The 14250-nt window shown below is 47.8% G+C and carries 13 protein-coding genes; 6 read left to right on the top strand and 7 right to left on the bottom strand.

What is annotated here, in order from left to right; translation table 11 throughout:
• Nucleotides 1-55 precede the first annotated feature (55 nt).
• Nucleotides 56-1858, bottom strand: coding sequence for an SgrR family transcriptional regulator (locus tag C7R92_RS23705; RefSeq protein ID WP_106835899.1), 1803 nt, complete (start codon nucleotides 1856-1858; stop codon nucleotides 56-58).
• Between the two features lie 134 nt (nucleotides 1859-1992).
• Here C7R92_RS23705 and C7R92_RS23700 point away from each other — a divergent pair, with 134 nt between their 5' ends.
• On the top strand, nucleotides 1993-3216 hold the full coding sequence (locus tag C7R92_RS23700; RefSeq protein WP_106835864.1) for an MDR family MFS transporter: 1224 nt from the start codon (nucleotides 1993-1995) through the stop codon (nucleotides 3214-3216).
• A gap of 10 nt (nucleotides 3217-3226) precedes the next feature.
• On the opposite strand, the gene C7R92_RS23695 is transcribed toward C7R92_RS23700, so the two are convergent.
• The 5 genes from C7R92_RS23695 to C7R92_RS23675 form a co-directional block, all read right to left on the bottom strand.
• Complete coding sequence (locus tag C7R92_RS23695; protein WP_017250338.1) at nucleotides 3227-4024, bottom strand: ABC transporter ATP-binding protein; 798 nt, start codon at nucleotides 4022-4024, stop codon at nucleotides 3227-3229.
• On the bottom strand, nucleotides 4017-4952 hold the full coding sequence (locus tag C7R92_RS23690; RefSeq protein WP_017250339.1) for an ABC transporter permease: 936 nt from the start codon (nucleotides 4950-4952) through the stop codon (nucleotides 4017-4019). Before C7R92_RS23690 ends, C7R92_RS23695 begins: the two co-directional genes overlap by 8 nt.
• A gap of 28 nt (nucleotides 4953-4980) precedes the next feature.
• Nucleotides 4981-6036, bottom strand: coding sequence for an ABC transporter substrate-binding protein (locus C7R92_RS23685; protein WP_017250340.1), 1056 nt, complete (start codon nucleotides 6034-6036; stop codon nucleotides 4981-4983).
• 92 nt (nucleotides 6037-6128) lie between these two features.
• Complete coding sequence (locus C7R92_RS23680) at nucleotides 6129-7133, bottom strand: ABC transporter substrate-binding protein (RefSeq protein ID WP_069851401.1); 1005 nt, start codon at nucleotides 7131-7133, stop codon at nucleotides 6129-6131.
• A gap of 129 nt (nucleotides 7134-7262) precedes the next feature.
• Complete coding sequence (locus C7R92_RS23675; protein WP_017250342.1) at nucleotides 7263-8582, bottom strand: hemolysin family protein; 1320 nt, start codon at nucleotides 8580-8582, stop codon at nucleotides 7263-7265.
• A gap of 141 nt (nucleotides 8583-8723) precedes the next feature.
• Here C7R92_RS23675 and C7R92_RS23670 point away from each other — a divergent pair, with 141 nt between their 5' ends.
• From C7R92_RS23670 to C7R92_RS23655, 4 genes are all read left to right on the top strand, one after another.
• Nucleotides 8724-10388, top strand: coding sequence for a DNA repair helicase XPB (locus C7R92_RS23670; protein WP_328141101.1), 1665 nt, complete (start codon nucleotides 8724-8726; stop codon nucleotides 10386-10388).
• A 52-nt stretch (nucleotides 10389-10440) separates the two neighbouring features.
• A complete protein-coding gene (locus C7R92_RS23665; RefSeq protein ID WP_007716978.1) occupies nucleotides 10441-11010 on the top strand; it encodes an RNA polymerase sigma factor in 570 nt (189 codons plus the stop codon).
• Nucleotides 10991-12385: a hypothetical protein gene (locus tag C7R92_RS23660; protein WP_106835862.1), complete on the top strand. Its 1395-nt coding sequence runs from the start codon at nucleotides 10991-10993 to the stop codon at nucleotides 12383-12385. Before C7R92_RS23665 ends, C7R92_RS23660 begins: the two co-directional genes overlap by 20 nt.
• A 74-nt stretch (nucleotides 12386-12459) precedes the next feature.
• Nucleotides 12460-13293, top strand: a complete 834-nt coding sequence (locus C7R92_RS23655; RefSeq protein ID WP_106835861.1) for a DUF1835 domain-containing protein — start codon at nucleotides 12460-12462, stop codon at nucleotides 13291-13293.
• A gap of 45 nt (nucleotides 13294-13338) precedes the next feature.
• Here the strand turns inward: C7R92_RS23655 and C7R92_RS23650 are convergent, their stop codons facing one another.
• Nucleotides 13339-13599: a YusU family protein gene (locus C7R92_RS23650; RefSeq protein ID WP_015892299.1), complete on the bottom strand. Its 261-nt coding sequence runs from the start codon at nucleotides 13597-13599 to the stop codon at nucleotides 13339-13341.
• 158 nt (nucleotides 13600-13757) lie between these two features.
• On the opposite strand from C7R92_RS23650, the gene C7R92_RS23645 reads away from it, so the two are divergent.
• On the top strand, nucleotides 13758-14204 hold the full coding sequence (locus C7R92_RS23645) for a GNAT family N-acetyltransferase (protein WP_083261718.1): 447 nt from the start codon (nucleotides 13758-13760) through the stop codon (nucleotides 14202-14204).
• Nucleotides 14205-14250: the final 46 nt, after the last annotated feature.

The following is a 14250-nucleotide window of genomic DNA, read 5'->3' as shown; positions in this document are numbered from 1 at the left end:
TGATAATACGATGAAAAACGAAAGCGGTTTCACATAATTATGTGACAAATTTATGCTATTCCCTAACAAAAATTCGTCTGAAATCCATCCAGCCATAGGCATCCAGACTTACACCCGATAACCGCGGATGTGCAAGTATCTCTACCCGATTCGAATACAGCGGGACAAACGTACTGCAAGCCGCAAGCGTATGCATGATGCTGTCCACGCAAGCTTGTTGGTCTTGTGCTGTTTGGACGCACGACATGCGGTTCATCCAATACGCGATCTCTTCCTTTCCATGCGGATCTAAATGATGTGAAATACTCAACGCACCAGCGTATAGAAATTCTCGTAAAGACAGCTCCGCCCTTTCATCTACATTCGCACTATCCACAACCAAATCTGCCTCTTGTAACAACGGAGGCAAGGCAAGCTCCTCCGGAGATGCATACCTGATCTCAATGGCAATTCCGTATTCCTCGCACGTTTTCTGAATCCACTGGGCATCTTCTATATGATCGGAATCTGGATACGTGTAGAGCGACAGTACCTCTCCCTGATACCCGCTCTCTTTGAAAATACGCACCAACTCCTGTGATTCCGGCACCTCTCTTTTTTCTTGGAACGAATCACTTCCACCCCAGATGACTGCATGCTCCCTCGTTCCCTGTAGCTCTTGTCTCAAGGCTTGTCCACAAATGATAGCCACCATGAGACTCCGAAATTCGCTATGTGACAGCGGGCCATTTTTTGCTCCATTCAAGCTGACGTATTGAAAACAATCTTCCAATCTGCCGACGTCACTCCATGTCAGAGCGCTCGTATCCCGATGATCATCCATAGCCATTACAGATAACAAGCTCTCATCTGCCTGTGCTTCTGCTGCCATTCCAGGTACGCACCAGATTTCAATTCGGTCCAAGAACGGCCTACCACCAAAATAAGGCGTGAACGCTTCCAGCACGAGCATGGAATCGTCGTTGCGGACTACTCGAAACGGCCCCGTTCCTACTGGCATTTGCGCAAATTGCTCCCCCATCTCCAGAACGTAATCACAGGGGACAATCGCCATATATTCCTTGCTTAGTGCCTGTAAAAACAATTCATCCGGCATATGCAAGGAAATCGTCAATACGTAGTCATCTTTGACGGTAATCGATTCGATTGAAGCGGCTAGCCAGCGATGTTTATAGGAATGCTCCATCAAACGAAGCAAAGAAAAGCGCACATCATCCGCAACAAGTGGACGGCCATGATGGAATAAGACACCTTTCCGCAAGTAAAAAGTCCACTGCTTCCCTTCTTCACTAGCGTCCCAATAAAAAGCAATAGCGGGTTCAATCCGTTTCGTGACAGGATCAAACTGAACCAGAGAATCAAATAGCTGCTTTACCATATGTGACTCGGAGCGCAGGAGAATATGGATCGGATCAAGCCCTGCAAATGGCCGATTGTAAAACAAACGCAAGGTATCGACTCTGCCCTTATTTCCCTTTTCCCGTTTCACACGATGTCCAAACTGACTATTCATCCATCGTGAAAATTTTTCACCCAAAACAGGCAAATTTACCCCATATTCGTCGATCATATCCCGTGCAGCACGAATCTCCCCTTTTTGAACGAGCTCCTTGGCTACGCTCAGAATCAGGTCTTCGGGCGCAAGCAAGCATGTCAATACAGATCGATTTCCTCGCCCTCTCCCCGGCTGCCAGACTACCCATCCCTGACTTTGCATTTTTTTCAAGGTCAAGGTCGCATTCCGCAATGTACAAAATAAAAGCGAAGCAACTTCAGCTAACGATATGTCAAGCGGATGCCCTATCGCTTCATTAGGCCGCCCCGCACATAAACGCATGTATTGTTCAACCAGTTGCATCTTGCCACCACCAATTCCCTCAGAAAACATGAAAAAACTATTCGCCTAATCGTACGCTTTTTCTCCGGTCTTTGCCACCTTACAATTCTAAAAACACCAACTAACCGGAAAAAGCCGAAAGAAAGGACTTTCTTATGTCACACATCCCTCATGCACTCCGTCGATTCTTTGCTACGTATCCAACGCTTCTCTGGGTCCGTCTGTTCGGCGAAACGCTTACCTCTTTATCCAGCGCCATGATCGCTCCGTTTCTCGTATTGTACTTGAGCGAGAACATCGGCGGCTCTGTCACTATGACCATGCTCGTCATTGGATTGCAGCCCTTCTCCGAAATTTTGCTGACGATATTTGCTGGTGGTATCACGGACCGCTATCGCCGAAAAACGATCATGCTACTCGCCCTGTTCCTGCAAGGCTTCGCAATGTTGGGAATGGCTTGGGCAGACTCCATGCTGGGCTTTGCGATCCTGTACATCATCAACGGTGCTGGCCGCTCCCTGTTTATCCCTGCCAGCCGCGCGCATCTCGCTGATACGATTTCCTCTGCACAAATGGCAGGTGCCTTTGCCCTTCTCAATACTTCTAGCAGTATTGGGGCCGCATTGGGACCTTTAGTCGGCGTCATCATTTATAAGTACGATCCTGCTATGGCATTTTTGTTTACTGCGATCTCGCTATTGATCTATGCTCTTGCCGTCTGGTGGAAAATCCCGCAAACTCCGCTGCCAGAAGCTCCTGTCGAGGAAGCAGCAGATGTACGTTCACGAGGCTCCTGGCATGCTTATCGACCAGCCCTTGCCATTATGATGTTGTCTTTGCCGATCAGTCTGTTTTACGCGCAAACCGAGACGAATCTCCAGCTTCATCTGAAAAACACGCTGCCAGACTATTTGCAAACACTTGCCTTGCTCATTGCGGTAAAAGGGGTCCTGTTGCTCAATCTCGAGTATTTGCTCGTCAAATGGACACAGCACTTACCGGCTCGCCTATTGATTAGCGGCTCGTACATTTGTTTTCTCATCGTATCCTTGGGCTACGCCTTCATCGACAACGTACCTGTCCTTCTTTCTCTGCAAGTGCTGCTCGTCTTTGGGGAGAGTATTGGTCTGACTCAGTTGATGGCCTTCGTCACACGAATATCACCTGTCACGATGCGCGGGCGGTACTTCGCAATCACGGGAACACACTGGGATATCTCCCGCATGTGTGGACCATATTTGGGTAGCCTTGTCTTGCTGCATGATGGCGGCACGATGCTATTCACCATTGTAGCGGGCATCCTCTTGATCGGTGCCGGATTCATGTACGTGTATCTTTCCAAGCATGAAAAAGCCTCCCTGCTTGAACAGGAAGGCTGATTCGTTCCGATTAGGTTAACAAGAAGCGATCTTCACTGAAGCTTTCTCCACCGCGGGCTGTTTCGAATGCGCGAAGCAGATCCTGCGGTTTCATCGTCCGTTTTTTCTCATCCGGAATGTCGAGGATAATCCCCCCATCGTGGAGCATCAGCAGACGATTACCCATGTTCAACGCTTGTTCCATATTATGCGTGACCATGATTGTCGTCAGTTTATAGCGCTCCACGATTTTTTCCGTTAAATCTACAATCAACTGCGCCCGTTTTGGGTCAAGCGCTGCTGTATGCTCATCGAGGAGCAAAATCTTCGGTTCTGTGAAGGTAGCCATCAACAGGCTAAGCGCTTGACGCTGTCCCCCTGAGAGGAAACCTACCTTGGTCTTCAAACGGTTCTCCAGCCCTTGATCCAGCTGCTTGAGCTGCTCACGGAACAGCTCTCGCTTCTGGTTATTCACCCCAAATCCAAGTGTACGGCGTTTTCCCCGCCCCAAAGCGATTGCCAGATTTTCCTCAATCGTCATGTTCGGCGCTGTACCTGCCATTGGGTCCTGAAAGACTCGACCAATCAGACCTGCGCGTTGGTGCTCCGCCAAGCGTGTGACATCTTTGCCATCAATCGTAATGCTGCCCTCATCTGGCGTCAGTCCACCGGAGATCATGTTCATCATCGTCGATTTACCGGCACCATTACTACCGATAACGGTGATGAACTCTCCCTTCTTAACGTCCAGATTAACGTTTCGAAGCGCGATCTTTTCGTTCACAGTTCCTGCGTTGAATACTTTGTTGACGTTTTTAATTTTAAGCATCGCTGCTTCCTCCCCTTGCCGTGCGTACCGCTTGCTTTTTCCAGATGCCTTTTGCCACAGTTGGGACAGTCAGGGCAAAGATAACGATCAGGGCAGTAATCAGCTTCATGTCAGAAGGATTGAGTCCTGCATCCAGAGCCAGTGCAATGACTAAGCGGTACACAATCGAGCCGAGAATGACAGCAAGCGTCACTCGGAAAATCGAAGAGCTGCCAAACAAAACTTCCCCGACAATAACGGAAGCGAGACCGATGACGATCATCCCGATCCCCATTCCTACATCCGCAAAGCCTTGGTATTGGGCTACCCACGCACCAGCTAAAGCTACCAAGCCATTGGAGAGAGCCAAACCAATGATCGTTGTCGAATCCGTGTTTACCCCAAAGCTACGGATCATCTTCGAGTTGTCACCTGTCGCACGCAAATCCAGACCCATATCCGTATGCAGGAACCAGTCAATGATGAGCTTCAACACCATAACCCCTACGATAAAGACGATTGCTACACCAGACAGCAAGGTAACTCCACCTACGGCCAGGTTCGGAATGCCCATATCCTTCACATAAGTGAACAGGGTATCTTCCCGCAAAAGGGGCAGATTCGCTTTCCCCATGACACGCAAATTGATCGAGTACAAGGCGATCATCGTCAAGATCCCCGCCAAAAGTGCGTTAATCTTTCCTTTGGTATGCAAGACGCCCGTAAAAGCCCCTGCCAAACCACCTACGATGAAAGCCAGCAAAGTGGCCAAAAACGGATTGGTGCCATCGATAATGAACTTGGCTGCGATTGCGCCTCCCAAGGCAAAACTACCATCTACGGTCAAGTCAGGAACGTTTAGAACTCGGAAGGTCAGATATACACCGAGAGCCAAGATACCAAATAGTAAACCTTGCTCAATGGCTCCCATTATTGCCAGTTGATTCATAGAAGAAATCCTCCAATTACTGCTTTTATTACTCGATCACTTGTCCAGCACGGTCGAGCATGGCTTGCGGAATCGTCACACCCATTTTTTCCGCTGCTTTCTTATTCAATACGAGCTTCATGTCTGCTTGCACTTCAACAGCCATATCAGCTGGCTTCGCTTCACCCTTCAGGATTTTTGTTGCCATATCAGCTGTTTGCTCACCCAGCTTTGTGTAGTCGATCCCGTAAGTGGCAATCGCTCCGCTCTTCACAGAGTTTTCTTCACCAGCGATGACCGGAATTTTTTGTGCTTCCGCTACACCGATAACAGCTGCAATCGAAGATACGACCATGTTGTCAGTTGGTACGTAGAAAGCATCTACTTTGCCCACCATGGACTCAGCTGCTTGCTTCACTTCCGTTGCACTCGTAATCGCCGCTTCTTTAATTTCTAAACCAAGCTTGCCGGCTACAGCTTTTGCCGCATCCACCTGTACCTTGGAGTTGACTTCACCAGAACTATAAATGATTCCAACAGACTTCGCATCAGCTTTCATTTCTTTGATCAGCTTCAATTGCTCTTCGACAGGGTTCATATCCGATGTACCAGTTACGTTCGCACCTGGCTTGTCCATCGCAGCTACCAGACCAGCTTCTACTGGATCAGTTACCGCAGTAAACAGGATTGGAATCTGCTTGCTAGTTTGTGCGGCAGCCTGTGCCGTCGGGGTTGCAATAGCCAACACCAAATCTACTTTGTCAGCCTCGAATTTTTGGGCAATCTGAATGGCAGTATCCATGCTCGCTTGAGCGGATTGCACATCGATTTTTACTTGCTTGTCTTTTTCGTAGCCGTTTTTCGCCAATTGGCTGATAAAGCCCTCTCTTGCTGCATCCAAAGCAGGGTGTTCCACGAATTGGGCAATTCCAATCGTCAGCTGCTTGGTTTCAGTAGACGGAGCAGGCGCCGTCGTGGTTGCGGGGGCTGGTGTAGAATTGTTTGCAGGAGTAGCGCTTTGCTGTCCACATGCGGTAACAGACAAAAGCAATAAAGGAAATAAAAAACTCTGAAAAATTTTAACACTCTTCTTTTGTTTGAACATTTAGTGAATTCCCCCTCGTGAATTTTTTTCTACAATTTTAACATGGATAAAACGGTTTTAAAAGAATAAAAAGAGAGCATGACGCTCTCTTTTTACTTGATGATTTCTTTCGCCTGTTGTTTGAGTGCCTCAGAAATAGTGAGACCAAACTTTGCAGCAGCTGTTTCATTAATATACAAATCAGCTTGTTTCGAAATCTCTACAGGAGTATCAGCAACACTCTGCCCTTTTAAGATACGGGCAGCCATATCGCCTGTTTGTTTACCGATTTGGTAGTAATCAATCCCATACGTAGCAACCGCTCCACGTTTCACTGTATCGGTATCAGAAGCAAAGACAGGGATTTTGTTGCCCTCTGCTGCTCCGAGTACCGCTTCAAACGAAGATACGACCGTGTTGTCAATTGGGATAATAATGGCATCTGCTTTACTAGCAAGCGATTGCGCTGCTAGCTGCACTTCGGATAGCTGCGAAATGCCAGCCTTGATGATTTCTACGCCTTCTTTTTGCGCTGCGTCTTCCAATTCCTTGACCTGTACCTCTGAATTAATTTCGGAGGTCGTATAGATCACGCCCAGCTTTTTCAACTCAGGCAGGAATGCTTTCACCAGCTTCAATTGTTGTTCCATCGATACTTTATCGGACGTCCCGGTGACATTTTTGTCTGGCTTCTCCAGACTGCCAACCAGTTGAGCCGAGATCGGGTCTGTTACGGAACTGAAAATAACAGGTTTATCTGCAATCGCCTTGGCTGCAGCCTGAGCGGATGGCGTCGCAATCGCTACGACAAGATCCTTTTTATCTCCGGCATACTTCTGTGCGATCGAGACCGTATTGTTCATGTCGCCATGGGCGTTTTGGGAGTCTACCTCCAAGTTCTTGCCCTCTTCGTAGCCAGCATCCTTCAGTCCATCCAAAATTCCTTTATGAATAGCATCCAGCGCAGGGTGCTCCACGAATTGCGTCAGCCCCAGCTTCACTGTTTGCCCTTGGCCTGTCGTTGCTGCTGTCTCTGTTTTCCCACCTGTTTCGTTGCCACATGCTGCCAAAGAAAACGCCAGCAATGCGGTCAGTACCATACTGACTGCTCGTCTCATCTGTACTTCCTCCTCTAGTCTCTACTCTCAGCTGCTCTAATCGCCCTAAGCAATTAGGCTCATTGCCATCTAGGCAACTTGTGTCCCATTATAGCATATTATTGCGCATTGAGAAGCCCCTTTCCTTACTTAAGTAAAATTGACTTCTTCCTCTGCTTTGCCGATTTTCTTTACATATACCCTGGTGATTCTGTAATGGTCGACTTCTCCCACGACAAATTCGTACTTCCCCTCTTTTACTCGATCCCCCACGCGCGGCGGATGATCGATTTGCATGTAAATCCAGCCTGCTAGCGTATCTACATCGCTTGACTCCAATTCGATGTCCAGATAATCGCCCACTTCCTCCAGTAGCATACGCCCGTCCAATGACAGCATTCCGTCACTTCGCTCCACCTCTGGGCGCTCGTCGTCGAACTCGTCTTGAATATCTCCGACAATTTCCTCCATTATATCTTCAAGCGTCACCAGCCCGGCAGTGCCCCCATACTCATCAATGATAATCGCCATTTGTCCTCGTTGTTTTTGTAGCATAGTCAGCAACCGGCTGATCGAGATCGTCTCCGGCACAGTCAAAATAGGGCGCATGAAGCTCTGAAGGTCATTGCTCTCCCCTTCCAAAAGCCCTGTCAACATATCCTTGATGTGCAAACTCCCCACAACATGGTCCTTGTCACCATCCACTACCGGATAGCGGGTAAACCGTCCATTTTGGACATGCTTGACGTTTTCGTCAAAGGGATCGCGCAGATTCAAGACAACCATATCTGTACGTGGAACCATGATTTCTCTTGCCATCGTCTCCGAGAAATCAAAAATATTATCGACCAGCATCAGCTCGGTTTGATCAATCAAGCCACTTTTGTGACTTTCATTGACGAGAATGCGAATCTCTTCTTCTGTATGTGCTTCTTGATGCGGCTCCAAGGATATATGAAAGAGCGCAAGAAAACGACTCGCGGCCCAGTTCAGCATTTGAATAAAGGGATACATGATTTTGTAGAAGAGCTGGATCGGTTTGGCTACCGCAAGTACCACCTTTTCAGAGTATTGAATAGCCAGTGTCTTAGGAGCCAGCTCCCCCAGCACGATATGCAAAAACGTAATCAGCGAAAAAGCGATAATAAAGGAAATACTGCTAACAACCGTTTCATTTAAATGGAAGTAACGAAAAACTGGATGCAGGAGATGCGCGACAGCAGGCTCTCCCAGCCAACCGAGTCCTAATGAAGCCAGGGTAATCCCGAGTTGGCACGCGGAGAGATAAGCATCCAAATTGTGCAGGACCCTCTCAACGTCAACAGCGCGCTTGTTTCCTTCCGCTGCAAGCTGGACAATGCGCGATTCCCTAACTTTTACAATCGCGAATTCAGTCGCAACAAAGAACCCGTTCAGGAGTACGAGGATCATGACCAAGATCAAATTAAACAAGCTTCCCCAAATTGCCATGCTCCCCGCCGTCCTTTCCGTCCATGCTTTGGGATATTGTTTCCCATCCTCGCCAAAATGTTACCTGTTCGTTTTTCTTTCTTTTTGAGATTGTGATACCATAGTGCTGATTCCTATGCCTTTTGTAATGAGGTGAGTCTATTGTCGTACCGTCCAGACCTGCCCTTGATCGTTCAAAGCGATCGGACGATATTGTTGGAAACACAGCATCCTTTATTTGCCGAGGCCAGACAAGCTATCAGTGGTTTTACCGAGCTAATCAAGAACCCAGAATACATCCATACCTATCGGATCACCCCTTTATCGCTTTGGAATGCGGCTGCATCTGGTCTTACATCACAAGAAGTAACAGACGTGCTTGGCAGCTACAGCAAGTACGGTGTCCCGCCTACCATCATCAAAGAAATAGAAGATACGATGCGAAAATACGGCTTGTTTCGTTTGGAACGCATTGGCGATCATCTCGTATTAATGAGTGATGACCCCCTTCTTTTAGCAGAGGTGACCAGTTATAAATCAATCGCTGCTCTTTTTGAGAATGAATTCGTCATCAAAAGCTATGCGCGCGGTCTGATTAAACAAGAGCTGATCAAGCTCGGGTTTCCTGTTCAAGATTTGGCGGGCTATACAGAAGGAGAATCCTGTGCAGTCAGCTTGCGGGAAACGACATCCCAAGGCCGAGCATTCTCCTTGCGCTCTTATCAAAAAGAAGCTGTCGATGCCTTCTATTCTGGTGGAGCTGTGACCGGGGGAAGCGGCGTACTCGTCCTGCCCTGTGGTGCTGGAAAAACGGTCATTGGACTTGGTGCCATTTGCCAATTGCAAACAGCCACACTCATTTTGACCACGAATACGACATCGGTTCGTCAATGGATCGCAGAGCTCTTGGACAAAACAGGACTTGATCCAAATATGGTCGGCGAATACACTGGTGACAATAAAGAAGTCAAGCCAATAACTGTGGCGACTTATCAAATTCTTACATACCGCCCCACCGCCGAAGATGATTTTCCTCATCTGAAACTCTTTTCAGAGCGCGACTGGGGGCTTATTATTTACGATGAGGTGCATTTGTTGCCCGCACCCATCTTTCGTGTTACTTCTGGGATTCAAGCCACTCGCAGACTTGGGCTGACTGCTACTCTTGTTCGGGAAGACGGGCGGGAGGAAGATGTTTTCACGCTAATTGGTCCAAAAAAGTATGAGGTTCCGTGGAAAGTCATGGAAGAGCAAGGCTGGATCGCGGAGGCGCATTGCCGAGAAATTCGACTCCCCTTTGAGCCGAAGTGGCGTGAGGCTTATGCACATGCAACCGCTCGTCAAAAGTTTCGCATTGCGGCAGAAAATCCAAAAAAACTGGAGGTCGTCCGCGAGCTATTGGAGAGGCACGCCCACGATCGTGTTTTGATCATCGGGCAATATATCGATCAGCTTGAGCAGATGGCAACGGCCCTCCAACTGCCACTCATTACAGGAAAAGTACCGGACAAAGAACGTGAGCTTTTGTACACGCAGTTTAAAAAAGGGGAAATTACACGCCTGATCGTATCCAAGGTAGCCAACTTTGCGGTTGATTTGCCGGATGCCAACGTCGCGATCCAAATTTCCGGGACGTATGGTTCCAGACAAGAAGAGGCACAGCGCCTGGGACGCATCTTAAGGCCCAAAGCAGACGACAACACCGCCCATTTTTATACATTGGTAACAAGAGACACGAGAGAGCAGGAGTTTTCGCTCCATCGCCAGCTTTTTCTGGTCGAACAAGGCTATCCATACGATATTATAGAAATCGAAACGCTGGTCTGAAACGTTTATGAATAACCAGCGTCTCATAGAGGGAAGGGAGGCCAAAGATTCAATGCAATCCGACGCCGAAATCATTCAGCGGATTCTTCAAGGCGACATCGAAGCGTATCGCGACCTCATCCAGCGATATCAGCATATGATCTATGTTTTCATTTACAAAATGGTAAACAATCGCTCTGATGCAGAGGATCTCACTCAAGAAGTATTTGTAAAAGCGTATGAAAAATTGTCCACTTTCCGCGGGGACAGCCAGTTTTCTTCTTGGTTACATACGCTTGCCCGAAATAAGAGCATCGACTTCTTGCGTCGCCGAAAGTATCATGACTCGGATGAACAATTGGCCTATGTGCCATCAAATACACGGGACGAATCCCCTCAGGAATCGCTCATGACAAAGGAGCAACGTCGAGAAATTCAGGAGGCCTTTGCCTTACTGTCCGATTCTTATCGAGAAGTGATTGTCCTTCGCTGTACGCACGAATATCCGTTTGAAAAAATAGCTACACTCCTCGGCATCGCCGAGTCTACAGCTCGCGTCCGTTACTTGCGTGCTCGCCAGGAACTCGCAAAATTGTTATCCCGCAAGGAAGGGGGGCTCGTACATGAACTGCCAGGCATTTAGAAAAGCATGGCTAGATGACACAGATAGCGATTCACACTCACATATTGAAACCTGTGACGAATGCATCGCTTGGATAGAAACGCAAATGACAACAGAAGAGGAGGTGCAGTTCTTGAAGGAGGTTCCACTACCTCAAGCGAACCTGGAAGACAGAATCATGCAAGCAATCTACCAGACCGCCGAAAAAGGTGTACCCCCTCACGCCGCTACTGCTTCTTCAGAGCAACAAACGAGCACAGTGATCGTAAAGCCAAACAAGCGTTGGACCAAAGGCTTCCCTTCATACGCCTGGGTTAGCGCAGCGGCTGTCTTGCTCGCAGTTGGTTTCGTCGGCTACCAACAAATGACACCGGATAATCTTCAAATGGCTACCATTCAAGAAACCGGGATGAAAGACAACCAGAACACTTTTGCATTCAACGATACGGAATCAAAATCGGCACCGTCAGCCCCAGCACCTGCTATCGCTTCCATACCAGCAGCAGCTGATAGTCCGACGATGAAAAAAGCAGAAAGCAATCCAGGGTCCTCCGCTACACAATCGCAGGTCGCTCCGACTGCACCTGCAAAAGATACACCTCCTGCATCACCTCCCCAATCGAACAATGCGATTGCAATGGTGAAACCAGAGGAAAAAGTAGTAACACCCGAGCCACGTACGATCAATAAAGACGGGCAGAACAGCGTGGCATCTCGCGGATTACAAGGGAACTCAGCTGATCAAGCAGCAAAAGCGAAATCGGAAGTTCCAGCCGTGTCAGCAAATACTGGTAACCAAGTAGCCGCTAAGGAAGCCAATGGCGCCGCTGCTGAGAAGCCTACGACTTTTGGGATCGCTTCCCAAGTGGAACCAGACACTGCTGATGGCGGTAAGACTGAGAACGCATTAGTGGGTCCAACGTTGCCGGCGGTAGCGAAGCAGCCCATTACTCTTTCCTCCTTCTCGGATTTGAACACTGCTGTACAAGCATCAGATATGCCCGTGCCTGCCCTTTCGCAAGCACCGAATGGGTTCTCGATGAGTACGGTATCGGTCCAATATGAATCCGAAACCAGTCAGAAGGTGACTCGCTTAACTGCCGATTACAAGCGGAACAACGACTGGATTCGCCTAGATGTTGTGCGCAATACAGAAGGCAAGCGCAGCCTCTCTATCCCAGGCACTTTCTCCGCTACTCAGTTGTTCGCTGTCAACGGAGAGCAAGCCATCGCCGTTTCTTTTGATCAAACGGATTCAAAAGGATCAACAGCCCAGCATGCGGTTCATTTTAACGCTCAATCCGACAACCAATCGTTGTATGTGGTAGTGACCGCAAACGGAGTTACCTTAAATGAATTAATGGATGCTAGCAAACATATCACGTGGAATCCGTAAAAAGATCCCTACAATCGGAAAAGACACGATCTGATTTTCGGGATCGTGTCTTTTTAATCATGAGGAGCTAACGAATGAACAAATTTCACATCTGCTTCAGCCTATCTGCCTACGGTACACTTCGATCCGTCTTCCGCAATCAGAATCTACTACAAACAGAAAGCATCATCTGTATCGAGGATGATTTTTCAGTTGGACCGCTACATCAACTGGAGACCGCAACCGGGATGAATGAAAGGATTGAATGGATTCATTCTTTCTTCAAGCAAGTAGAACCGATCTCTAACGAAGACCTGACAACGATAAAAGCATACCTGCTGCGAAATCTAACCTTGCCATCACAGATCCCTGATGCCAGTAGCGTAATTCTGTGGCATGGTCAGAACGCATCTGACAGCATAGGGATTCGTTATGTTGTCTCCATGCTTCAGGATAAAAACCTCTCATTCGAAGCAATCGATATAACGGCATTTAGTGTGAATTGCGATTACAAAGTAAGAAACATAGACGGCAACGAGGTATCTTATGTATGGAAAAGCGCGGGTGCCCTCCCTCCCAAATTGGTGATGGACGCTTATCAGGTGAAAAAGAATATGTCTGCGTCTCTCGTACAAAGCCTCATCCTCGAATGGGAAAAGTGGTCGCAATCTGATAGTACGCTGCGCGTTTACAAACAGGGTGAGGTATTAGAAGTATCGGAGGATTATTATGATGCCTCGCTCTTGGAACATGCATCAAATAAGTTCCAAAAGGCTGCACGTGTGATCGGTACCGTCATGGGGGAAAGCGATCAATGTATTGGTGACACGTATTTGACATACCGGGTTCATGAGCTGATCAAGCAGGGGCTGTTACAGTACCAAGGAGAGTTGATGCCTCTACGCCGCTTAGAGATTCGATTGAAGTAAAAAAACGCTGTTCTCTTTCGCAAAGAGACAGCGTTTTTTCCTATTTTAATGCTTTTGATTTTTCTCCTGATTCCATTGCTTGATTTGCTCGATGATTTCCCGAATTTGATTCCGTGCTTCCATATGCTCAGGCTCGCTTCCCCAATGCTGAATCAGCGGAGGCATTGCTTTTGCCATTGTCGTGTACAGGCACCATACTTTTACCATTTCTACGCGCTCAGGAGTCGCTTCTCCTGTCAACAGCTCTGTAAATTTACGAACGAGATCCTCCAGTTCAGGGACCAATGCTTCTTTTTTCTCGTCCATGTCAGTTACCTCACTTTCGGGAACTTTTCTATTTGTATCCTTGTTTATTTTACGAAAAAACGCCCAAGCAGAAAAGGAAGATTTTTCAGGAACGATCGGTTACGCTTAAGCTATCAAGATGATCGAGGTGAAGACTTATCAAAGACACTGGTATTCGATTGGTTCCAACAACCAGAGATAACTGGCAAGATGCATTACGCTTGCAGGTACAAGATGAGCAGCAGCGCTTTGTCCCGTCTGTTGCCGTTTCATTAGCGAAGGTTCATATCCGCCCTGATGGTGACAACTGCGCATATGAACCATTCTGTTTGTATAACGCTGATGAAATGGTTGGGTTTGTCATGATTACCTATGACGCCTCAACAGATTGGTGTTACTGGTTCAACGGTTTTTTGATCGATCACCAGTACCAAGGCAAAGGATATGGCAGAGCGGCTCTCACAGCGATCGTGGATACGGTACGGAACCGTTTCCCGCAAAGCCGATTTGTCAACCTGACCGTATGCCCAGACAATGCAGGTGCAAGACATTTATACAGACAAACCGGCTTTGAAGAAACTGGCGACGTATACGATGGAGAGATTGTCTATAGAATCACGTTATGATGAGCATGAACAAAAACCGCCAGAAATGAAGTGACCCCATAAAGTT

This window comes from Brevibacillus porteri (assembly GCF_003013475.1).
GTDB lineage: Bacteria > Bacillota > Bacilli > Brevibacillales > Brevibacillaceae > Brevibacillus > Brevibacillus porteri.
The sequence above is the reverse complement of the archived record's forward strand: the minus strand, read 5'-3'. Positions and strand labels throughout refer to the sequence as shown.